Here is a 22161-nt window from a genome sequence, read left to right as displayed (position 1 = left end):
GGAGAAAACAACCAATCCACAGCATCTTAAACAGCATAGTCGAACCTATTGAAAAGGTAAAGAAAGACTATGACTAATACTAATAGTAGGAGAAACGTAAAGAAGAAGACCGGGCAATTATACAGACAATAGAAGCGTACGGAGGAAAGAATGAAATTCAATAACAAGTGGTTTAAAAAGAAATGGGTGGCTTACACGATCGCGACATGTTCGGCTGTGATTCTTTATATGATCCTGTCGCATATCACAGGGCTTTTTTCCATTATAAAAAGTTTCTTTAGTTTCATAAGACCTATCATAATCGCCATAGTTATCGCGTATATTTTCGATCCCATGGCCAAGCTTTTGCAGAGATCGGTCTTTAAGAAGATAAAAAGAGAGAGTACAAAATGGAAGCTGTCGGTTGCGGGAGCGATAATAATCATCCTCACTGCGGTATCTCTTTTGTTCGCGGCGCTTATACCTCAGATCGGGGACAGCGTTTCCACTTTTGTATCCAATATCGGAGGATATATCGATTCATCGCAAAAGCTTCTTCAAAGCCTTGAAAACGGCGGCGGAAGGCGTATGTTTGGGTTCGATGTCAGCGGACTTGCGGAGTTTGGAGAGAAGATACTTAAAAATATCGGGGATTATTTTTCCAATAACATGGACAGTTTTGTGAGCAGCTCCGTTAATGCCGGTAAGGGTGTTTTTGATACTGTTATTGCCTTCATCCTTGCGATCTATTTTATGATAGATAAAAAGAGGATCATTGACGGATTTGCCAAGATAATGCGACTTATCATGAAGGAAAAGACCTTTAAGAATTCCGCGGATCTTGTTGAAAGATGCAATGCTATCCTTATCAGATACATAAGCTTTGATATTATCGACGGTATCATTGTCGGAATTGTAAACTTTATCTATATGCTGATCGCGGGACAGCCTTATTCGGTGCTTATCTCGGTCATTGTTGCGATAACAAATCTCGCGCCGACCTTTGGTCCGATAGTAGGTTGTGCCATAGGATCTTTTATCCTGGTACTTGTTAATCCGTGGTATGCGCTGTGGTTCATTCTCTTTACGATAGTGCTCCAGACGATAGACGGATATATCCTTAAGCCAAGGCTTTTCGGAGAGAGTCTCGGAGTATCGCCTCTCATGATCCTCATCGCGATCATTCTCGGCGGAAGACTCTTCGGAGTTCCCGGAATCCTGCTTGCGATTCCGTTTGCCGCGATCCTAGACTTTGTATTCAAAGATTATGTGTTAAAAAAGCTTGAGGAAAAGCACTCACAGCGGTACAATATGTAGTATGATATAGGTGTCAAAAGACAAAATGTGTACATGCTTGCATGTTAAACATTTTGGATTTATGACCCGAACAAACATGAGGAATTAGCAATTTACGTAGTAAATTAGCGGTTTCCGAATGTTTGTAGAATTGCGAAAATGACTTTAGTCATGGAGCAATTCGTATATCATACTAATATGTATATCATACCAATCGTTGTATAAAAGGATTCGGAATACATATGTATTTCGAGAGAGCGAGGGGATAATGGAATTTTTAGATAACGCTGTTACTTTTGCAAAAGATAAGATTGATTTCGTGATGGATAAATGGGATTCTCTCTCGGAAGAGAAGAAGAAACTTTTCATCGGATGCGCGGTTGTAGCGGTTTCCGTCATTGTCGTGTGCGCCATTGCGTACAGTATCGGCAAGTCCCACGGAAGAAGATCTGTTTTTGAAGAGGATTTCTAAGTTTATAGTGAATTAAGAGCGCTCGGAGTGCGTCCGGGCGCTTTTTTATTTATTTGTACCATTCCGAGCCCTTTATTTTAGTGGGTTTTGACGATGCAATTCCTGATGACACTAAACGTTTTTTCGCATATAATAAAGAGGTATTAATCTTTCGAAAGGGGACAGGAGTAATGGTGCAGAAAAAGAAAAGAAATGTTATTGTTGGACAGTCGGGCGGCCCTACGGCAGCAATCAATTCTTCACTTGCCGGTGTGTACAGAACCGCCATCGATCGTGGGTATAACAAGGTTTACGGTATGATCCACGGTGTTCAGGGGCTCATGGAAGGTCGATATGTAGACCTCTCCGATCACATTCAGTCAGGACTTGATATCGAGTTACTTAAGAGAACTCCCTCAGCTTATCTGGGTTCATGCAGATACAAGCTTCCGGAAATCTTTGAAAGCAAAGATATCTACGAAAAGATCTTCGACATTCTCGTAAAATTGGAAATTGACTGCTTTATCTATATCGGCGGTAATGATTCAATGGATACCATCAAGAAATTATCGGATTATGCGATAATCACCGGTTCGGACATCAGATTTGTAGGATGCCCCAAGACCATTGATAACGATCTGGCTTTGACAGACCATACTCCGGGTTATGGTTCCGCAGCCAAGTATATAGGAACTTCCGTAAAAGAGATTATTCGTGACAGCTGGTCACTTGAGACAAGCCACGGACAGGTTATCATAGTTGAAGTAATGGGTAGAAACGCAGGATGGCTCACTGGAGCAACAGCTCTTTCAAAGGGTGAGGATTGCGACGGACCCGATGCTATCTACCTTCCCGAGATTCCTTTTGATCTTGATGCTTTCATTAAAAAGATAAAGAACCTTCTTAAGACCAAGGCTTCCATTGTTGTAGCCGTATCCGAAGGTATCAGGACCAAGGACGGCAAGTATGTAAGCGATATGGACAACTCCGTTGAGTATGTAGATGCTTTCGGACACAAGCAGCTTACAGGTACCGCAAGATATCTTTGTAATGTAGTTTCCGCAGAGTGCGGATGTAAGACAAGAGCTATCGAGCTCTCAACACTTCAAAGAGCAGCAAGCCACTGCGCTTCCCGTGTTGATATTCTTGAAGCTTATGAGGTTGGCGGTGCCGCTATGAAGGCAGCTGACGAGGGCGACAGCGGAAAGATGGTAGTTATTGAGAGACTTTCCGATGATCCTTATCAGGCAGGAACTGAGGTTAAGGATGTTCACAAGATCGCCAACGATGAGCGTACAGTACCGAGAAATTGGATCAGCAAGGACGGAACATACGTAACCAGCGAGTTTATTACATATGTAAGACCTCTTATCCAAGGCGATGTGGGACCTATCATGGTTGATGGTATTCCGAGACACCTCTACAGGCCGGGATTCCAGGACATCCTTTGATGAAAGCCTTGTCATTAGGCACTTTTTTGTAAAAATTTTGTTAAAAATGGCGATTTTTCTGCATTTAAGTGTTGTTATGTGCATTTAATAGTGGTAAAATGGGCATTGTAGTAAATAAATTTCTTTTTGGAGGGAAAATTACATGAACAAGACAGAACTTATCGATGCAATTGCTAAGGAAGCAGGTCTTTCAAAGAAGGACGCTGGCGCAGCACTTAACGCATTCACAGACACAGTAACAAAGGAGCTTAAGAAGAAGGGTAAGGTTCAGCTTGTTGGATTCGGTACATTCGAGACAACAAAGAGAGCTGCCAGAACAGGTAAGAATCCTCAGACTGGCGCTGCTATCAAGATCCCTGCATCTGTAGCACCTAAGTTCAAGGCTGGTAAGGCTCTTAAGGATCTTGTAAACAAGAAGTAATTTAATATTATACGGAGAAGAGCATGTCGCAAGACATGCTCTTTTTTGCATCCCGCAAATTTTCGCAGCGTTAATCGGTCAATCTATTGAAAAAGCGTAAAATTTTTATTAAAATATTATTATATTCCTACAAATTTCATATGAGGGCGGATAAGATGAATTTCGAAAAGAGCTTCGAGAACTTTGTTCAGATTCTATCTGAGGAGGAAGTTACTTCTGAAATTACCCCCAGTGCGCTCGCAGACATTTCAAAGGAGTATGCGTTGCGTTCTATAGTGGCGGTTGTTTCGTTCGCTAAAGGGGCGGATGAAGAAGGCGAGCCGGACACGGTTATTTCACTGTTCGGTCCTGTTCCGGAAGGGGAAGCACCTGCTTATTATTTCAAGAATGAAATGGCAGGCAAGAGGATAGTTACATACAATATCTATCTATTGGGGGACAAGAGATGGACAGAAGAGGAGTATAAGAGCTTTTCTGTTATCATTGACATATTATCTTTTCATTTAGAGCGTTATCTTCTAAACGGTATCGTTAAGGAGAGCACGTTTATTCAGTATTTGACAAGGCTTCCGAATGCAGGAGGCTTCCTTGCGTTTGCCGGAAGACTCTTTGAGGAAGAACGCATTCAAGACTACAATTCCTTTTACTTTAATCTTAAGAGCTTTGGCCTCGTAAGCCGCCGTTTCGGTATTACCGAAGGCGACGAGATCATGAAGCGCTATGCCAAGAAACTTCGCGAGTTCTGTGAGCAGGACGAGATTGTGGCTCACCTCGGCGGAGATAATTTTACTGCGCTTATTAAAAAAGACAGAACCAATGATTTCCTGGAGCTTTTGTCCGGAATTGAAGTGTACGGAATTAAGAACGATAAAGAAGAACCTATAACAATATCCGCAGTCGCAGGCGTGTATTCTGTCGATGACTCGTTAAAAGAGCCGGGACAGCTCATTTCCAGAGCCGGAATGGCTTGCAGCTATGCTAAGAACGTTGCCAATAAGCCATACGTATTTGTGAATAAGGCAATGAGCACCAAGATATACAGACAAAAGCAGATAGAAGAGCGATACGAAGAAGCCCTTAATAACGACGAATTCAGGATTTACCTGCAACCCAAGGTCGATACCGTAACAGGTGAAATTGTTGGAGCCGAGGCTTTGGCCAGGTGGTTTTGTAACGGAATAGTTCTTTATCCCACTGAATTTGTACCTATTCTTGAGCAGGAGGGACTTGTGGCGACGCTTGATCTCTACGTTCTTAAGAAGGCCTGCGAATACATCAGAAGCTGGCAGGACAAGGGGATTCCGATTGTTCCGGTTTCCGTTAACTTCTCAAGACGTGACCTTGGTTACAAGCACTTGGCAAAAGAAATCGCGCAAATAATCGACGATTACGGCATTGACAGAAAGTTTATCCAGATAGAGGTTACCGAGACTGCGAGCGAAGATGAGAGAGGCCTTATGACGACCTTCCTTAAAAAGCTCAAAGACATGGACATAAGCACAGCAATCGACGACTTCGGAACGGGCTTCTCTTCACTGTCAACGCTTAGAGATTTCCCTGTTAAGGTCATTAAGATTGACAGATCTTTTATCAGTAATGACAACCTTAATAAGAACGATGAGATCGTACTTAAGAATATCGTAGCCATGGCGAGAGAGCTTGGAATCGATGTTGTAACCGAAGGTGTCGAGAGAACGGAGCAGACTGATTTCCTTAAAGAGGTCGGATGCCACGTCGTTCAGGGCTTTTTATATGACAATCCCATGCCGATGGACGACTTCGAGAAAAGACTTGAAAAGAAATATTATGAGAACTGAATATATCAGAATCTTAGGGCCTTGTTTTGTGCAAGGTCCTTTTTTTATGCATAAGAAAAAGCCCTGGGCGCTCCGCTAAATCTTACAAAATTGTAAGGTTATCTCTTTGTTCTGTAAGCTAAATCCAAGGTAAACCCAGATAATTCCTGATAATATTGGCATGTTTGTTGTGTGAGATAACAACTGATATAAAACATATTCAAAAAATATCAAAAAAAATAAGTGTTGACAATCTATTTTTTATAGACTATTATTTACCTCGTCAGATGTACTACGCCTCACATAGTAAAATAAACGTAGTAAAAAAGAACAGAAATAGGAGTTTTGGTTATGGAAAAGAAAATGAACTGGGGTAAATGTATTATAGGAATATTGATATCGTTTATATTCTATTTATTTGTAAGTGATATTATTCTTTCACTTCTTTTGCCTGCAACGATAATGGGAAATATATATCTGGCGTATGGAATCAAGTCATTTATCTGCGCTATATTTTTTATCATTGTAGTTATTGCGTTTGGGCAAAAAGACAGGATCGGTTTTACCTTTAAGAGTTTTGGGAAAGGTTTTATAGTCGGTGCGACGATGACAGCCGTATCTGTTGTTGCCTTTGTGGTCAGCCTTATATGGGGCTTTAGAGATTACGGCGGACCGAGGTTAGATACTGCTTCGATTATCATCTATGTTGTAGCACTGTTCTTCGGAGCCGGAATCTGCGAGGAATTCCTTACAAGAGCTATCACGATGAACTTTTTAAGATCGGCACTTGGTAACACCAAGAAGGGAACTGTTCTTGCGATAATTTTATCATCACTTCCGTTTGGTCTGCTTCATTTTATCAACCTTTCAAACGGTGATGTTATCGGTACTTTGGGGCAGGTACTGTATGCAATCGGCTTTGGAGTACTCCTTGGAGCAATGTATGTTCGCAGCAAGAACATCTGGGCGAATGTTGTCATCCACTTTATTTTTGATCTTAGCCTTCTTATGTACGGCGTTATCTTCAGAGGACAGGCTTTTACGATCGCAGAACTTTTGGGCAATTCACATGTGCTTCTTAAATCGTTTGGCTTGTTTGCATTAACAACCGCGATCGGCCTGTATCTTTTAAAAGGAAATTACAATGAAGAACTTGGGGAAAAGAATTAAAGACAATTTATTAAATAACTTAAAGAACATGCGCTTATGGGAATTTGGAGCGATGCTACTGTTTATAGTCAACATGGCAGGTATATTTTACTTCAACCTATCTGACCTAAGGCTATCGCTCGATCCGGACTTTGCAACAGTCGTTTATCACTTAAAAGAGATCGTGCATAAAGGCACGCTTATACTTCCTGACTGGGTCGCTACGACCAGTATGGAGTTTGATTCAACGCTACTGTTTGCAATTCCCTTGTACGCGATCACGAACAACGCCTTTTTGGCAGTTGGTCTCTCCGACCTTTTGATCGTGTTTATATATATAACCGTTATATGGAGCATCCTAAGGGTGCTCCGTGTGCGGATAGGAATCAGATTTTTGACACTTGCAGTTATCATAACGCCATATAACTATGACTGGCTTGATTATTTCAAAATGCTGTTTTTTGCTCACGCCAATTACAGCATCAAGGCACTGATTCCGATCATGCTTATCCTGTGCTTTTTGGCATTCGATAAAGACGGATACGGCGCGTATTTCAGCAGATGGAAAAGAAATACTTTCCTGATAATTTATTTGACACTCCTGTTTGTGACTAGCGCTTCCACAGGCATATACTCAGTAGTCTGTGGCGTTTCCCCTATACTTTTCGTCAGGATATTATCCTTATGGAAAACAAACTATGAATACAAAAAAGGAGCGTTACCGGTATGGGTTCTCAGCGGCGCAGTAGCTGCAACGGGAGTGTTCATACACAGTAAGATCTATACGGGCGAAACTCCGATTACTCCACTCGTCAAATTCGAGGATTTCGCGGACAATATAAAAGAAGTATTGATCGGACTGTTTCAGGTCTTCGGAGCCCTAATAACCGGTGACGTTCCTATATATTCAATGATGGGACTTTTTTACTGCCTCAAGATGTTCTTTGTGCTCCTGATCATCATAGTGGCGGCACTTGTCATCTTCAGATGGATGCGCGCAGTTACAGATTATGATTTATATATATTGTTCTTCTCGATTATTGTTTTTAACATGCTGATCTTAAGCTTCGGAGACATGCGTGGCGGCAATGATTTCATCCCCTACAGATATCTTCTTATCGGAGTTCCGACTCTCCTTATGGGAATGGGCATCATGCTAAACAGATATGTTGAGACACATAACAGGCTCCGGGCAGCCACTGTCATGTTGACCGTGATCTTGGCTTCTTCATACATGCTTGTCGGTAATTTCAAAGTCACCAATGACAACATGATGGATAAAGATTACATAGTAGACATGACAGATTATTTTAAGACACTTGATGCGGATACCGTTTTCATAATGGATGACAAAGATACCGCACTTATGTGCAAGTCCGTCGATGACAGCAAAAAGTACGCTTGCGTCAACAGTGCGGAAGAGAATATTACTCTTGAGATCAACTATTATAACGAGGAAAAAGACTTTGATTATTACGGTGATAAAAACGTGATAGCGATTCCAAATTTTAACAAGCTGTCAGATTATGTATCAGAAAAAATTGCAGGAAATTACAGATATGTCGGCGAGACAAGATGGCTTGCATGCTACATTTCTGATACCAATTATTTTAAATAAATGATAGAAGGAGAGTAAAAGTGAAAAAGAAAATAGTTTCTTTATTATTATCAACCTGTATTATGTCAATAGCTATAACCGGATGCAGTGCTCACGGTGAATTCGGACCGTCCGATACAGATTCATCGGTTCAGGCTGATGAGCAGAGCTCAGATACAGCTGTACAAGAAGCTTCAGCTGCACAAGAAGGAACAGATGATGCCGGAAAGGGCACAGGAGGAACACCTTGGATAGATTCCGATATAAAAGAAAATGTGACAGCGGATACCAAGACAGATCCTAAGGATGATTTCTGCCTTTATGTAAATAAGGATTGGATTCTTGAAAATAATATTCCCGACGGCTATTCAGAATGGAGCCACTACGCTGAGCGCAGCCTCGAAGTAAAGAAGCAGTGCATGGAGCTTTTAAAGGATGCGAGCTTAAAGGGGCATGATGCAGAGCTGGTTCAGACATTCAATAAGCTTGTTCTTGACTGGGATAGCAGAAATAAGCTTGGCGTTTCTGAGCTTACAGATAAATACAACAAGATCGCAGAGGCTCAGAGTATCGATGATATCACAGGGCTTATTACAGACAAGGATAATGTCAATGAGTACTATGATTTTGTAAATTACTCGGCGTTTCCGGGGCTTAATGATTCAAAGAAATATATAGTATGGATTGAAAATCCCGGGGTGATCCTCAAAGATTCCGCTGAATACGCAAACAGGACCGAGCTTGGAGATATGTACTATGGCTATAATAAGGATCTTTTTACCTATATGGCACAGAAGTTCGGAATGACTGAAGATGCGGCGGGCAAGTGCTTTGATAAAGCAATAAACCTTGAGACCAAGCTTGCGACCAAGATATATACCTCAAACGATCAGTATTCCGCAGATTTTTATGAAAAGATCAATAATGAAATGTCATTAAACGATGCTGTTTCCAAGATGAAGAATTTCCCGTTAAAAGACATTTTGACAAACACGGGCTATGTATATGGCGGAGCATATCTTAATACCAATCCTGATTATCTGGCGCTTCTTGATGAAGTTTACACACAGGAAAATGTAGAGGATATCAAGGCTCTTTTGACAGTGAAATTTGTTTTGGAATATTCAAACATAACAGATAAGGATACCTATGATAAGGCAAACGAGCTTAAGAATACGTATTTTGGAACAACCGGAGCATTAAGCGATGAGGAGATGGCTTACAAATTTGTAAAGGAAGAGCTTCCGGATTCAATGCAGATGGTTTACATCGATAAATACGGCTCTGAAGAAGAAAGACAGAAGATGACTGAGCTTTGTAAGGAAGTAATAGGTACCTACAGAGAACTGCTTTCTGAAAATGAGTGGGCTTCTGATGAGGTTAAGAATTATGCGATCGAGAAGCTTGATAAGATAAGTATCAACGCAGCATATCCCGATAAATTCAATGATACAAACGGAATTAACATTGACGGATGCACTCTTATTGAGGCCAATGAGAGGATCACGCTTAACAAGATTAATGAGAATAAGAAGCTTATGGGCACAAAAGTCGATAAAGAAAAATGGGCTCAGGATATGTCTGTAACTGATTGCAATGCTTTTTACAATCCTCTTGATAATAGTATCAACATGATCATCGGAATGATGGGCGAGCCTTTTTATTCAAGTGATATGAGCACAGAGGAGCTATATGCTTCGATCGGAGCTTTCTGGGTAGGACACGAGGTTTCTCATGCTTTTGACAGAGACGGATCACAGTTCGATGCAGAAGGTTATCTGAAAGACTGGTGGACAGAGGAAGATAAAAAAGAGTTCCAAAAGAGGTTGGATAAGATGGATAGTTATCTTGATACTATTGTTGCATTTGGTGATAATCACTTTGTCGGATCAAACATTGACGGTGAGATGGCTGCGGATATAACAGGACTACAGTGTGCACTTAGAATGGCTTCAAAGGTTGAAGGCTTTGATTATAAGAAATTCTTTACTAAATATGCTCAGATGAATGCAAACATGTCAACCTACAGCTCGGAGCTTAACACACTTACTCAGGATCCTCATCCGCTTGATTATTCAAGATGCAACATTCCCGTTCAGCAGTTTGAGGAGTTCTACGAAGCTTTTGATGTAAAAGAAGGCGACAACATGTACCTCGCGCCCGAAGACAGAATTATTGTTTGGTAAAAGAGATTTCGTATAATTCGGAAACTTCATAGATACTACGATTATTTTTCGGGTTTTCGATGACAACACAGGCTGAGCCTGCTACAATGGTGTAGTTAGAGGCTTATAAAACCTAAGGAGAGAGAAAGATGAAAAAACGAGTAGTATCTATGCTACTGGCAACATGTATGTTGGCAGTGGCTGTCGCGGGCTGCGGTGCAAACGGTGCACCCCAGGGAGCTACGACGGAAGCATCAGTTCAGGCTGATGCACAGAATGAGAGCTCAGCAGCATCTGAAGCAACATCTGCAGAAGAAGGTACAGTCGAAGCCGAAGCCGGTAAGGGCGCGGGCGGAACACCTTGGATGGATTCCTCTATCAAAGATAACTATACAGCCGATACCCCTACGGATCCTGCGGATGATTTCCATTTTTATGCCAACAAGGACTGGTTCGTCGAGACTGATATTCCCGACGGTTATGGTTCATGGGCTCATTATCATGAGCGAGGCCTTGAAGTTAAGAAGCAGTGCATTGAGCTTTTGAAAGACACGAGCATCAAAGGTCATGATGCAGAGCTCGTTCGTACTTTTAACAGCCTTGTTCTTGACTGGGACAGCAGAAATAAGCTTGGAATCAGCGAGATCAAGGAAGAGTATGATAAGCTCGTGGCAGCGAATAGTATTGATGATATAACCAAACTGCTCACTGACAAAGATACAGTCTATGATTACTTTGGTCTTGTTAGTTTCGGAACCACTACAGGTATTAACGATCCCGAGACGTACTTGGCTATGATCGATACCCCGTCACTTATGCTCGGAGACTCTGCCGAATATGCGCAAAGAACAGAAAACGGCGAAATGACGTATGGCTTTAACAAGGAGCTTTTTGCTTACATGGCTCAGAAGTATGGAATGACAGAAGATGAGGCAAACAAGTGCTTTGACAATGCCATAGATTTTGAGGCTAAGCTTGCTACCAAGATCTACACAACAAACGAGCAATACGCAGAGGACATTTATGAAAAGATAAATAACGAAATGACCTTTGATGAAGCTGTTTCAAAATCCCAAAAATTCCCGCTTAAAGAAATTCTCACGGCAGCAGGATATAAATATGACGGTCCATATGTGGTGACAACCCCCGACTATTTTACATATCTTGATGAGTTATATACGGACGAAAACCTGGAGGCCATCAAGTCTCTTTTGATCGTAAAAAATATTCTGTCTTACGCTCTTTCAATTGACAGAGAAACTTACGATAAGAGAAATGAGATTCGCAGTAAGTACTACGGAACTTCCGGAGCCGTAAGCGATGAAGAGATGGCTTACAACAATGTACTTAGTATGCTTCCGGATTCAATGCAGATCGTGTATGTCGATAAGTATGGTTCCGAAGAAGACAGAAAGAAGATGACAGAGCTCTGCCAAGAGGTCATTGACACCTACAGAGAGCTTCTTTCAGAGAATGACTGGGCATCCGAGGAAACCAAGAATTATGCGATAGAAAAGCTTGACAGTATAACAATCCATTCAGCATATCCCGATAAATTCGAAGATACTTCGGGAATAAATATCGACGGATGTTCGTATGTGGGAGCAATCAAGGCAATCAATGACAGTCAGGTAAAAGAGGAGATCAAGAAACTCGGAACCAAAGTCGACAAGGAAAAATGGGCAAACGGATTCGCTGTAACTATGTGTAACGCCTTCTACAACCCTCAGGACAACAGTATCAACATGATCATCGGAATGATGGGCGAGCCATTCTTCTCAAGTGATATGAGTGTAGAGGAGCTCTATGCTTCAATTGCAGGCTGTTGGGTAGGACATGAGGTTTCACATGCTTTTGACAGTAACGGAGCTCAGTTCGACAAGGATGGACAATTAAGAGACTGGTGGACCAAAGAGGATAAAGAAGAATTCAATAAGCGCATAGAAAAAGTGGACAATTACCTCAATTCTCTTGTTGCTTTCGGCGACAACCACGTTGTGGGAGGCAATATCGACACCGAGATGGTAGCCGATATGACTGGACTTCAGTGCGCACTCAGAATGGCTTCCAAGGTTGATAACTTCGATTATAAGAAGTTCTTTATCACCTTCGCTCAGGTGAGAGCCGAGATCTCAACCTACAGCACAGAGCTTAACAGGCTTTTACAGGATCCTCATCCGCTTAACTACTTAAGAACCAACGTATCGGTTCAGCAGTTTGATGAGTTCTACGAAGCCTTTGATGTAAAAGAGGGCGACAACATGTACCTCGCACCCGAGGACAGACTTATCGTCTGGTAAAAAGAAATCAAATAACGAAATAGATGATGAAGACCTTGCAAACATGCAGATTTGCAGGGCCTTTTTCTTTTTGAGAAAATTTGGAAAATAGGGTTGACATACTTCATCTGATGGAGTAATATTTACTTCGTCAGAAGTACTACGGCACACATAGTAAATGCGACGTAGTATATCAGACGTTGTAAAGCGGTCATGGCGTCTGACCGTTATCGTAAACAGAATAACTGAAGATATTAGAGGAGACGAATGAAATGAATTGTTATCTGGAAACAAAGAATCTTAATAAAAGATATGGTTCTTTTGAAGCAGTTAAGAACATGAACGTTCATATATACAAAGGCGACATTTACGGACTTATCGGTCCCAACGGCGCCGGAAAGACAACGCTCATGAAGATGATAATCGGTTTTGCAGGTCCTACAAGTGGCGAGATCATATTAAACAGTGAGAAGAAGGACGAAGGTGTTATCGGTAATCTTATTGAGAGCCCGGGAATCTACGGACACCTTACAGCCTATGAGAACATGATGCTAAAGGCAAAGGCGCAGGGAGTATACAACAAAGATGAGCTACTCGACATCCTTGATTTTGTCGGACTTTCAAATGTACCTAAGAAGAAAGCCGGTAAGTTTTCACTTGGTATGAAGCAAAGACTCGGAATAGCGCTTGCGCTTATAGGTGATCCCGAGATTCTTATTCTCGATGAGCCGACCAACGGCCTCGATCCGCAGGGAATCATCGAAGTAAGAGAGCTTATTCACAGATTAAGAGCTGAGAGAAACATGACCATCATGATCTCAAGCCACATCCTGAGCGAGCTTCAGAAGGTTGCCAACGTATTCGGTATTATCTCAAACGGCGAACTCGTGATGGAAGTTACTTCCGATGAGCTTATGGAGAAGTACAACGGCGATTCGGGTGCGCTCGAAGAGTTCTATCTCGATGTAGTAAGAGGAGGAAAGAAAGTATGTTAAACCTGATAAAGATGAATATCTCAAGGCTTTTTAGAACAAAGGCTTTATATACAACAACGATCATTGAGTTCATTCTCTTTTTCCTTATTACCATGGTAGGAGGAGAAGGAAGCGTAGTTGAAATGGCGGGAGAATTTCTCGGTTCAGGACTTGTTCTTATGCTTGTCGGAATCTTCGCCACCGTTTACAGCGATGAAGAGAGAAAGAGCGGTTTCCTTAAGAACCTCGGATCATCCAAGGGCAGAAAGAGACTTATCTTTGTATCAAAGATTCCCGTGATCTTTCTTTACAATGTGATCCTTTTGATCGCAGGAACCGCAGCCACATTTATCGGAATGGCAGGAAGAGGAGCTGCCATCGGAAATATAGCTTCTTTTGCAGGCTTCCTGCTTTTCGAAACACTCATCGGAACGGCCTTCGGAACAGCATTCCTTGCTATATATGAGGTCGCGAGAGGAAACGTAATGCCTATTATCCTTACAATAATTGCTGCAGGAAACCTTCACGGAACACTCCTTAGCCTTGCGGAAACAAAGATTGCACAGATGATCCCGGCACTTGCACCCGCGATGGAAGCTCAGATTCTTTCGGGCAATCTCATCGTTTCAAGAGCACAACAGATAAGTGTGATAAATCCTTTTGACCATTTTGCGGTTCTTGTTGTGGCAATTGTGGGCATTGCGGTTTACGCAGTCCTTGGAATGACAGTATTTGAAAAGAGGGATACATTCTAATGAAAACATTTAAAAAGATTATCATAATAGCTCTTTGCGTGATCTTGGGGCTGATCAACATAGCCTTAGATGTAAGAATAGTCGGAAAAGTGATCAATTCAAGAACTCCAAAAGGCGGAATAAATAAGAGCCTTTATGTTGACATAAACGGAACCAAACAGTGGATCAATATCTACGGAAAAGATAAGAACAACCCCGTTCTTTTATATCTTCACGGCGGGCCCGGTTCTGCGACAAGCTATGTAGACTATGAATTTACAAGAAAGTGGTCGGATGTATATACGGTTGTTACCTGGGATCAGAGAGCTGCCGGAAAGAGCTGGTTAAAAAATACAAAAGACACTACGCCTATAAATCTTGACACTATGATGGAAGACGGACTTGAGATGACTGAGTTTTTGAGAAGCCATCTTGGAAAAGACAAGATCTCGATCATCGGACATTCATGGGGCTCTATCTACGGAGCAATGCTTGTACATGATCATCCCGAATACTATGACTGCTTTATCGGAACAGGAATGACGGTTGATCTGATTGAGAATGAGATAAGATTCTGGGAAGCAGCCAAAGAGTGGGCAAAGGGAAATGAAGAAGATGAACAGCTCATTGAAAAGTGTGCATCGGGAGAAATTCCGAACATGAGTGTTGAATATATCAAAGTAAGAACGGAAATGATGAATAAATACGGATATGGCATGGATTCTGAAAAGAGTGATTATAGTATGATAGCAGCTCTTTTCTTTAATCCCTATTATAACCTTTGGGATGAGATAAAGTGTCTTAAGTTTGCCACAACCCAAGGTGCTGCAGAGACTTATTATGACTGGGATGCAACGGAGGAATTCAAAGGCCTTTCCATACTTGATGAAACTGAGTACAAAGTTCCTTATTACAACATAAACGGTGACATGGACTATCAGGCCAACTTCGAACTTGCTCAGGATTATTTTGACAGTGTAAAAGCTCCGAGAAAGAAAATGTATTATATGAAGAATATGGCCCATGGACTTATGGAGGTAAGATCGGGCGAATTTTCGGATATAGTTCATGAGATTGCTGCGATGGAGAGCAATAAGTAATAGAGTTATTGGTTTTACATTAAGGAGAAATTATGAAAAAAGGAATTAAAACAGTTTTTACGGTAATAGGCAAGATCCTATTGATAGTATTGTCATTCGCCATTGTTCTTACAGGCGTGGCGTTTATATATAACAAGATTCAGTGCGGGAAAGAAGAAAGGTTCTGGATCGATACTCCGGGACAGATGGTAGAAGTTGACGGACACAAGATGCACATCTACAGCGAGGGCGAAGGAGATCACACGATCGTATTTCTTTCCGGTTGGGGAGATACAAGCCCGTATGCCAATTTCCTCCCTCTTTGTAAGGAGCTCAGCGCTGATGCCAGAGTCGTTATCCTTGAGAGATTTGGGTATGGTCTGAGTGATACCGTAGAAGGAGAGAGAACTTTTGATAAGATCCTCGAAGAGGACAGAGAAGGACTTAAAAAGGCAGGTATTGAAGGGCCTTACGTCCTTGCTCCCCATTCAATTGCAGGAGCTGACGCAATTCTCTGGGCGCAGAAGTACCCTGACGAAGTAGAAGGCATCGTGGGATTGGATATTTCCGTGCCTTCTATGAGAGAAGAATACGTTAAGGAATCCGATTTTCCTAAAACTATAATAACAGAAATAAAAATATTAAAGGCTACAGGACTTTATAGGTTTATGCTTGATAAACCTGAGGATGAAACAGATAGGATGTATATTGCCATAGCCTGCAGGCAGGAGCTTAATAAAACCAAGTTGGATGAGAATGGGCATCTTGTAGAAGCTCTGGATGAGATAGAGAGCATGCCGTATCCTACGGTGCCAACAGTTCAGTATGTAGCTAAGCAGAATTGTGATATGTTTCCCGAATGGGAACCCGGACATCAGGTTTTGGTTGATGCATCTGAAAACGGCAAACTTATAGTGCTTGACTGCGGACATTATGTTTATAAAGAAAAACCGGAAGAAATAGTAGACGGCATAAGAGAGTTTATAAAGAATCTTTAATGGAGGAGTGTCATAGAAAGAGATAGGAGTTAAAAAAGTAGTATAATGCGAAAATTTTTTAAGATTATAAGGAATATAATTTTAGTGCTGCTTGCATGCATTATCTTATTTGTATCGGGCGTGTTTGTATACAACAAAGTCAAAATGAAGCAGGAGGAAAAATACTGGGATAATCCACCCGGACAGATGGTAGAAGTAGACGGACACAGGATGCATATCTACAGCGAGGGAGAAGGAGATCACACTATCGTATTTCTGTCTGCCTGGGGAGATGCAAGCCCCTATAACAATTTTCTTCCTCTTTGTAAGGAACTCAGCTCTGATGCAAGAGTAGTTATCCTTGAGAGGTTTGGTTATGGCCTGAGTGATACCGTAGAGGGAGAGAGAACCTTTGATAAGATCCTCGATGAGGACAGAGAAGGACTTGTAAAAGCGGGCATTGAAGGACCTTACGTTCTTGCTCCTCACTCAATTGCGGGACCTGAAGCAATTCTCTAGGCGCAGAAATATCCTGACGAAGTAGAAGGAATCGTGGGAATGGATATATCTGTTCCTGCCTGGAGAGAAGGATATGTTAACCAGAAAGAGAGTGGGGATTCCTCGGATAAATTATTGAGGGATTCAGGATTTTATAGGCTTATGTACAGATATTATATGGCTAAGTACGGAAAACCGGCCGGTGAAGCCGATAAGATGGAACTTGCAATAGCTTGCAGACAGGGAACCAACAAAAACAAGATAAGTGAGCATGAGCATCTGGTAGAAGCTTTGGATGAGATTGTAAGCATGCCGCTTCCTACCGTGCCTACAATTCAATATATAGCTATGCATGATAGTGATCCCATATGGGAATCAGGGCATCAGGATTTGGTTGATGCATCTGAAAACGGCAAGCTTATAAAGCTTGACTGCGGCCATTATATCTATTGGTTTGAACCGGACAGAATAGTAAAAGATATCAAAGAGTTTATAAAGATGCTTTGATTGGAAAGATTTAAATACATAAAAAGAGCGAGGCTTGTTCATTTACAAGTCTCGCTTTTCATATTTTTATCAAATATTTTCAATCAACTCTCTTGGCTCCCCAGAAGAAAAGAGCAATAGTACCGGGGCCGGTATGGCTTCCGATTGTTGTTCCGATATCGAAGATCTTAACTCTGCCCTTAAGCTTAGGGAACTTCTCCTCGATCATATCCGCTACGGCTCTTGCGTCATCGTAGCAGTGAGAGTTGGAGATAAAGCACTCTCCGTCGTAGTCTGCGCCGTCCTGAGCAAGCTCGACCATCTTCTGGACCTGAGCCTTCATAACTGCGTTCTTACCTCTGACTTTGGATCTGACGATAAGCTTACCTTCATGGTCCACGTTAAGAAGAGGGCAGATGCTGAGTACGTTTCCGATAGCACCCGCAGCCTTGGAAACACGACCGTTTCTTACAAGGTATTTGAGGTTTGATACAAAGAACCAGTGGTTGCAGTTAAGTTTATTCTCTTCAGCCCAGTTGTGAAGCTCATCAATGCTCATTCCGCTGTCGCGAAGATCTGCGAGCTTGTCCATGATGAGACCAAAGCCTGCGGAAGCAGCAAGTGAATCTACAACATAAAGCTTTCTGTCCGGATATTTCTCTTCAAGCTGCTGCTTTGCGATCATTGCTGAATTGTATGTTCCCGAGATTCCGGAACTGAGTGTAAGATGAAGAACGTCTTTTCCCTGTGAAAGGAACTGTTCAAAGTATTCGGCATATTCTCCGACGCTGACCTGTGATGTTCTTGTCATCGCTCCGTCAGCCATCATCTGATAGAAAGTATCAAGTGAAATGGATTTACCAAGATCATCGGGATAATCCTTGCCGTCGATCTCAAAATGAAAGCAGATATACTTGATATCTCTTTTCTCAAAATGTTCAAGTGAAAGGTCTGCGGTAGAGCAGGCACTTAAAATAAAATCGCTCATAATGTCCCCTTTTCAGACGTTTTTTATACTTTTTTTATCATACATTATTATCACTTTTCTATCAAATGTAAATTGTGTGAGAATTGTTCTCAGGTAAACACTGGAATTGTCTGAATTGTCTGAATATAGCAGCACAAGAAAAAAGATGTTTGACAAATGTTCTCAATAATGGTATATTATATTTACAATCACATAGGAGATAAAACCAAAGCAACCAAGGTGGCTTAAGCTTCACCGGAAGTGAGCAGCGGTTATCGGAGCGACTGACATCTACAGCAAGCGTGGCGATGCTTCACAGGAGCCGAGGGATGTCAAGGTGTCGCTTAAGGATGTGATTTATATATATAAAACAGAAAAGAGAGGACAAGCCATTGGAAATACTTAATTAAGGCCGGGTGTTCATTTAGAAAATGGATGCCCGTATTTTTTTGTATTTTTTTGCTTCATGGAGTTTTTTGGAGGCGCATTGCTCCTTTTTTTGTGCTATAATTTAAAAACTATACTTGATTTACATTACTAGACTTCAAGGATTAGGAGATAAAATAATGGCAACCAACATAATATTTCTGTTTAACAGCGCCATGCTGGGCTTTGGCCTTGCGATGGACGCTTTTTCTGTCTCCTTGGCGAACGGATTCACACATCCGCACATTAAGAGAAGGAGAAGACACGAAATTGCTTTTGTTTACGCAGCATTCCAGATTATGATGCCGATAATAGGCTGGTTCTTCGTTCACTATGCTGCGGAAATGTTCAACGGGTTCAAACCCTTTATACCGTGGATCGCACTGATACTCCTTGCGATAATAGGCGGTAAGATGCTCATAGAGGGCATACGTGAAAAGAAATGTTCTGAAAATCTATCTTGCGATGAATGCACAAACACCGAATGTCCCAATCACATGGGAAGCGGTAAATCCAATCTATCCAACAAAGTCCTTATCTTACAAGGAATAGCTACATCTATCGACGCACTCTCAGTAGGCTTTACGATATCATCCTACAAAGTTCCCCAAGTTCTCATATGCGCACTTATTATAGGTATGGTGACACACGTTGTCTGTTATATCGGTCTTAAGCTTGGAATAAAGTTTGGGACTAAGCTTGCCGGAAAGGCAAAGATACTTGGCGGAATCGTGTTGATAGTAATCGGTATCGAGATATTCTTCGGTTAAAAAAATATAAAATAACCAATGTTTTTATTCCCAATATGACTCGCGATTATGATATCATATAAATTACCCGCCGATGAAATGTCTTTTGGCGGACTATCTTAAAAATAATCTTATGATCGGGAGGAAAAGAGGATGGAACAAAAGAAAAACAGTTGGGTGAGTGCGCTTATCATCGGAGTTTGTGTGGTTATAAGCTGCGTGGCTCTTGCATGCGGTCTTTCCAATTTCAGATCCGGAAGCCAGCACATCATCAGTGCTACAGGTAGCGCAAGCGTTGATTTTGACGCAGATCTTATTATCTGGAGAGGTTCTTTCTCAGCAACGGATTATTCATCAAAAGATGCATATGCCACACTTAAGAGCAATGCTTCAGAGGTTAAGAACTATCTTACCGGAAACGGTGTTGCCGAGGATGAGATCGTGTTTAATTCTGTTGATATCAGAAGAACTTACAGAGAGATCTACGATGATGAGGGCAAGTACATTGGATCGGAGCCCGAAGGATACGAGCTTACTCAGAGCGTTGTTGTAACTTCCACTAACATGGACAACGTCGAGAAGATTTCAAGAGACATCTCAAGCCTTCTTGAAAAGGGCGTGGAGTTTACTTCTGATACACCCGAGTATTACTATTCTGATCTCGATGCATTAAAGCTCGATCTTATAGAAAAGGCAACTCAGAACGCCAAAGAGCGTGTAGATATCATGGCTAGGAATTCAGGCGCCAAGATCGGTAAACTCAAGAACTCCAATCTCGGTGTATTCCAGATCACAGCTCAGAATTCCGGAACAAGCACATATTCATATGACGGTGCTTTCGATACAGGCTCAAGACATAAGACAGCTACCATCACCGTTCATCTTGACTACGATCTTAAGTAATTGATTTTTTTATATAGAAAAAGAGTATGAATTATACATATATAGTTGAATGTGCCGACGGTTCTTTGTACTGCGGATGGACCAATGACCTCGAAAAGAGGATAGCGGATCACAATGCGGGCAAGGGGGCCAAATATACCAAAACAAGACTTCCGGTTAAACTCGTATATCATGAGGAGTTTGACACCAAGGAGGAAGCCATGAGCAGGGAATGGCATATCAAGCAGCTAAGACGAGAAGATAAGCTCAAACTAATAAATAAAGGCTAATACGGTAAAACGGTGTGGATACAATCTGTATCCACACCGTTTTGTTGGTACGTGAACTTACTTTTATGAGGGGGGTACCATGTGGGTTACTCCACATGTAGTATATGGAAAAGCTTTAGTGATGCTCTTCAATTATTATTATACATTACTTAACATATTTGTCAAATATTTTTTGAAAAAATCTCAAAAATTATTCTTTTATTGTAACAATGCGCCGAAACACCGCGGAATTTGCAAAAAAATGTCAAATATTGTAAAATGCTGTTTGTAACATTTAAAACGCTAAATGAAAAAAGAAAAGGGGAAATATTAAAAATGAAAGCGAAAATTATACCTTTTATATTAGCCATGACAGTGCTTGCCATGACAGCTATGGGTTGTTCGGATACATCAGCCGAGACGCCCGCAGTACAGGATGAAGAGAGCACCGCAGCCGTTTCTGCAGAGGCAGAGACTTCCGAAACTGCTATCGAGAGCACTGACAGTGCAACAAAAGAAGAGACAACAGAGGCAGCTTCCGATGATAAAGACAGCGTAGCAAAGCCTCTTGCGACAATTACATGTACTTGGGATACTTCCGAGGTAAATTTAACAGAGTTCGATCCCGAAACACCCCTTGAAGGCGGGGCATTTGCTGACCTTGTAATAAGCGGCGGCGGAGCAAACCTTGAAGTCGGTAAGCTCTATGAGCAGCGTGACGGCGATCAAGTCTTATTTGATTCATTCATCACCGAAGAAGGTAACACCAAGAAATATACCTGCAATATCTACTCATGGGATTGCGGCGATATGGATTTCCAGGCAGAGCCCTGCGCTCCCATCAATTCTTTCCCTGATGTGGACGTTGTGATCACACAGGAAGGAAAGGCCGACATTCATAAAACCAGCGAGGACTTAATGGTCTACTCCTACACCGGCACTCACTTCTACGGCCTTTGCTCCGTACGAAACGGCGAAGTCGTTGACTGGGTAATCCCCGAGTGGCTCACCGAAGGAATGAAGAACGTGGAAAGGTAAAAGAATGGCCGGATCATATAAATGATCCGGCCTTGTTTATTAATTCTTATTTTTGTATTTTTGTAATTCTTCTTGTAGCTTAGCGATGGTGGCAGCTTGCTTATTTATTTCATCTTGCATCTGCTCTCTGTAACGGCGCTGGCCTTCTAAGATTTCTTTTGCTTGATTGTCATAATTAAGTTCAAAGATCAATGTTCCGACCTCGCTTTACTTTTTTAGTTCACGAAGCTTAGAAAGGATGGCTTCTTTATCTGCATCAGGCTCATCGAGCTGGTTTATGAGTTGCATAAAAGTGTTTTTTTCTGCATTTAATTCAGTAAGCTGTGTTTTCGCATCAGTAAGCTGTGTTTTCGCATCAGTAAGCTGTGTTTTCGCATCAGTAAGTTGTGTCTTGGTATCATCAAGTTCTTCCTGAAGCTCATCAATCATATATTTAACTGTGTTACGATCAAGTATCTTAAGCTCTTCAGAGAACATATCCATCATCCTTTCTGTGTT

Annotated in this window: 21 protein-coding genes and 1 pseudogene; 19 read left to right on the top strand and 3 right to left on the bottom strand. The window is 41.6% G+C overall.

Features of this window, described 5'->3' with window-relative positions; genetic code table 11:
* The first annotated feature begins 150 nt into the window (after positions 1 to 150).
* The 15 genes from BM377_RS14655 to BM377_RS14585 all read left to right on the top strand — a co-directional run bounded on the left by BM377_RS14655 (position 151) and on the right by BM377_RS14585 (position 17353).
* Positions 151 to 1296 carry an AI-2E family transporter gene (locus BM377_RS14655; protein WP_092250244.1) on the top strand — a complete coding sequence of 382 codons (1146 nt, stop codon included), beginning with the start codon at positions 151 to 153 and terminating at the stop codon, positions 1294 to 1296.
* Positions 1297 to 1543: 247 nt separating this feature from the next.
* Positions 1544 to 1747: a hypothetical protein gene (locus BM377_RS14650; protein WP_092250241.1), complete on the top strand. Its 204-nt coding sequence runs from the start codon at positions 1544 to 1546 to the stop codon at positions 1745 to 1747.
* Positions 1748 to 1917: 170 nt separating this feature from the next.
* On the top strand, positions 1918 to 3177 hold the full coding sequence (locus BM377_RS14645) for a 6-phosphofructokinase (protein ID WP_092250237.1): 1260 nt from the start codon (positions 1918 to 1920) through the stop codon (positions 3175 to 3177).
* A 142-nt stretch (positions 3178 to 3319) separates the two neighbouring features.
* Positions 3320 to 3598: an HU family DNA-binding protein gene (locus BM377_RS14640; RefSeq protein ID WP_092250234.1), complete on the top strand. Its 279-nt coding sequence runs from the start codon at positions 3320 to 3322 to the stop codon at positions 3596 to 3598.
* Positions 3599 to 3753: 155 nt separating this feature from the next.
* Entirely contained in the window at positions 3754 to 5415 is a 1662-nt protein-coding gene (locus tag BM377_RS14635; RefSeq protein ID WP_177223910.1) for a putative bifunctional diguanylate cyclase/phosphodiesterase, read from the top strand.
* A 330-nt stretch (positions 5416 to 5745) separates the two neighbouring features.
* Positions 5746 to 6564, top strand: a complete 819-nt coding sequence (locus BM377_RS14630; RefSeq protein ID WP_092250228.1) for a CPBP family intramembrane glutamic endopeptidase — start codon at positions 5746 to 5748, stop codon at positions 6562 to 6564.
* Positions 6539 to 8161, top strand: a complete 1623-nt coding sequence (locus tag BM377_RS14625; protein WP_092250225.1) for a hypothetical protein — start codon at positions 6539 to 6541, stop codon at positions 8159 to 8161. Before BM377_RS14630 ends, BM377_RS14625 begins: the two co-directional genes overlap by 26 nt.
* 20 nt (positions 8162 to 8181) lie before the next feature.
* Positions 8182 to 10326, top strand: coding sequence for a M13 family metallopeptidase (locus tag BM377_RS14620; RefSeq protein WP_092250222.1), 2145 nt, complete (start codon positions 8182 to 8184; stop codon positions 10324 to 10326).
* A 128-nt stretch (positions 10327 to 10454) separates the two neighbouring features.
* Entirely contained in the window at positions 10455 to 12605 is a 2151-nt protein-coding gene (locus tag BM377_RS14615) for a M13 family metallopeptidase (RefSeq protein ID WP_092250219.1), read from the top strand.
* 251 nt (positions 12606 to 12856) lie between these two features.
* Positions 12857 to 13579: an ABC transporter ATP-binding protein gene (locus tag BM377_RS14610; protein ID WP_092250216.1), complete on the top strand. Its 723-nt coding sequence runs from the start codon at positions 12857 to 12859 to the stop codon at positions 13577 to 13579.
* Positions 13573 to 14313, top strand: a complete 741-nt coding sequence (locus BM377_RS14605) for an ABC transporter permease (RefSeq protein WP_092250213.1) — start codon at positions 13573 to 13575, stop codon at positions 14311 to 14313. The genes BM377_RS14610 and BM377_RS14605 overlap by 7 nt, the downstream gene beginning before the upstream one ends.
* Positions 14313 to 15392: an alpha/beta fold hydrolase gene (locus tag BM377_RS14600; RefSeq protein ID WP_092250210.1), complete on the top strand. Its 1080-nt coding sequence runs from the start codon at positions 14313 to 14315 to the stop codon at positions 15390 to 15392. The genes BM377_RS14605 and BM377_RS14600 overlap by 1 nt, the downstream gene beginning before the upstream one ends.
* A 32-nt stretch (positions 15393 to 15424) precedes the next feature.
* Positions 15425 to 16369 carry an alpha/beta fold hydrolase gene (locus tag BM377_RS14595; RefSeq protein ID WP_092250207.1) on the top strand — a complete coding sequence of 315 codons (945 nt, stop codon included), beginning with the start codon at positions 15425 to 15427 and terminating at the stop codon, positions 16367 to 16369.
* 45 nt (positions 16370 to 16414) lie between these two features.
* A complete protein-coding gene (locus BM377_RS14590) occupies positions 16415 to 16867 on the top strand; it encodes an alpha/beta fold hydrolase (protein WP_092250204.1) in 453 nt (150 codons plus the stop codon).
* A 39-nt stretch (positions 16868 to 16906) separates the two neighbouring features.
* On the top strand, positions 16907 to 17353 hold the full coding sequence (locus BM377_RS14585; RefSeq protein ID WP_092250202.1) for an alpha/beta hydrolase: 447 nt from the start codon (positions 16907 to 16909) through the stop codon (positions 17351 to 17353).
* A 79-nt stretch (positions 17354 to 17432) separates the two neighbouring features.
* Here the strand turns inward: BM377_RS14585 and BM377_RS14580 are convergent, their stop codons facing one another.
* Positions 17433 to 18320 carry a DegV family protein gene (locus BM377_RS14580; protein WP_092250199.1) on the bottom strand — a complete coding sequence of 296 codons (888 nt, stop codon included), beginning with the start codon at positions 18318 to 18320 and terminating at the stop codon, positions 17433 to 17435.
* A gap of 545 nt (positions 18321 to 18865) precedes the next feature.
* Between BM377_RS14580 and BM377_RS14575 the strand changes: the two genes are divergently transcribed.
* The 4 genes from BM377_RS14575 (at position 18866) to BM377_RS14560 (ending at position 21663) form a co-directional block, all read left to right on the top strand.
* Positions 18866 to 19495 carry a manganese efflux pump MntP gene (locus BM377_RS14575; RefSeq protein ID WP_092250196.1) on the top strand — a complete coding sequence of 210 codons (630 nt, stop codon included), beginning with the start codon at positions 18866 to 18868 and terminating at the stop codon, positions 19493 to 19495.
* Between the two features lie 132 nt (positions 19496 to 19627).
* The gene (locus BM377_RS14570; protein ID WP_092250194.1) at positions 19628 to 20377 is read left to right on the top strand and encodes an SIMPL domain-containing protein; all 750 of its coding nucleotides are present in this window, start codon (positions 19628 to 19630) and stop codon (positions 20375 to 20377) included.
* Between the two features lie 26 nt (positions 20378 to 20403).
* Positions 20404 to 20646, top strand: a complete 243-nt coding sequence (locus BM377_RS14565; RefSeq protein WP_092250191.1) for a GIY-YIG nuclease family protein — start codon at positions 20404 to 20406, stop codon at positions 20644 to 20646.
* A 315-nt stretch (positions 20647 to 20961) separates the two neighbouring features.
* Positions 20962 to 21663, top strand: coding sequence for a hypothetical protein (locus BM377_RS14560; protein ID WP_092250188.1), 702 nt, complete (start codon positions 20962 to 20964; stop codon positions 21661 to 21663).
* Between the two features lie 39 nt (positions 21664 to 21702).
* Here BM377_RS14560 and BM377_RS16370 read toward each other — a convergent pair whose 3' ends face one another.
* The gene (locus tag BM377_RS16370) at positions 21703 to 21855 is read right to left on the bottom strand and encodes a hypothetical protein (protein WP_177223909.1); all 153 of its coding nucleotides are present in this window, start codon (positions 21853 to 21855) and stop codon (positions 21703 to 21705) included.
* A 15-nt stretch (positions 21856 to 21870) separates the two neighbouring features.
* Positions 21871 to 22161, bottom strand: a pseudogene (locus tag BM377_RS14555) (PD-(D/E)XK nuclease family transposase); the annotation flags it as partial.

The organism is Butyrivibrio sp. INlla21 (assembly GCF_900116875.1).
In the GTDB taxonomy this organism is placed as follows: Bacteria; Bacillota; Clostridia; order Lachnospirales; family Lachnospiraceae; genus Butyrivibrio.
This window is presented reverse-complemented; position numbering and strand designations above follow the sequence as displayed.

What these genes read in the sequence shown, in the direction of transcription:
- BM377_RS14655 (WP_092250244.1), top strand. Translation starts at nt 151, where the DNA reads ATGAAATTCAATAACAAGTGGTTTAAAAAGAAATGGGTGGCTTACACG.
- BM377_RS14650 (WP_092250241.1), top strand. Translation starts at nt 1,544, where the DNA reads ATGGAATTTTTAGATAACGCTGTTACTTTTGCAAAAGATAAGATTGAT.
- BM377_RS14645 (WP_092250237.1), top strand. Translation starts at nt 1,918, where the DNA reads ATGGTGCAGAAAAAGAAAAGAAATGTTATTGTTGGACAGTCGGGCGGC.
- BM377_RS14640 (WP_092250234.1), top strand. Translation starts at nt 3,320, where the DNA reads ATGAACAAGACAGAACTTATCGATGCAATTGCTAAGGAAGCAGGTCTT.
- BM377_RS14635 (WP_177223910.1), top strand. Translation starts at nt 3,754, where the DNA reads ATGAATTTCGAAAAGAGCTTCGAGAACTTTGTTCAGATTCTATCTGAG.
- BM377_RS14630 (WP_092250228.1), top strand. Translation starts at nt 5,746, where the DNA reads ATGGAAAAGAAAATGAACTGGGGTAAATGTATTATAGGAATATTGATA.
- BM377_RS14625 (WP_092250225.1), top strand. Translation starts at nt 6,539, where the DNA reads ATGAAGAACTTGGGGAAAAGAATTAAAGACAATTTATTAAATAACTTA.
- BM377_RS14615 (WP_092250219.1), top strand. Translation starts at nt 10,455, where the DNA reads ATGAAAAAACGAGTAGTATCTATGCTACTGGCAACATGTATGTTGGCA.
- BM377_RS14610 (WP_092250216.1), top strand. Translation starts at nt 12,857, where the DNA reads ATGAATTGTTATCTGGAAACAAAGAATCTTAATAAAAGATATGGTTCT.
- BM377_RS14605 (WP_092250213.1), top strand. Translation starts at nt 13,573, where the DNA reads ATGTTAAACCTGATAAAGATGAATATCTCAAGGCTTTTTAGAACAAAG.
- BM377_RS14600 (WP_092250210.1), top strand. Translation starts at nt 14,313, where the DNA reads ATGAAAACATTTAAAAAGATTATCATAATAGCTCTTTGCGTGATCTTG.
- BM377_RS14595 (WP_092250207.1), top strand. Translation starts at nt 15,425, where the DNA reads ATGAAAAAAGGAATTAAAACAGTTTTTACGGTAATAGGCAAGATCCTA.
- BM377_RS14590 (WP_092250204.1), top strand. Translation starts at nt 16,415, where the DNA reads ATGCGAAAATTTTTTAAGATTATAAGGAATATAATTTTAGTGCTGCTT.
- BM377_RS14585 (WP_092250202.1), top strand. Translation starts at nt 16,907, where the DNA reads ATGGATATATCTGTTCCTGCCTGGAGAGAAGGATATGTTAACCAGAAA.
- BM377_RS14580 (WP_092250199.1), bottom strand. Translation starts at nt 18,320, where the DNA reads ATGAGCGATTTTATTTTAAGTGCCTGCTCTACCGCAGACCTTTCACTT.
- BM377_RS14575 (WP_092250196.1), top strand. Translation starts at nt 18,866, where the DNA reads ATGGCAACCAACATAATATTTCTGTTTAACAGCGCCATGCTGGGCTTT.
- BM377_RS14570 (WP_092250194.1), top strand. Translation starts at nt 19,628, where the DNA reads ATGGAACAAAAGAAAAACAGTTGGGTGAGTGCGCTTATCATCGGAGTT.
- BM377_RS14565 (WP_092250191.1), top strand. Translation starts at nt 20,404, where the DNA reads ATGAATTATACATATATAGTTGAATGTGCCGACGGTTCTTTGTACTGC.
- BM377_RS14560 (WP_092250188.1), top strand. Translation starts at nt 20,962, where the DNA reads ATGAAAGCGAAAATTATACCTTTTATATTAGCCATGACAGTGCTTGCC.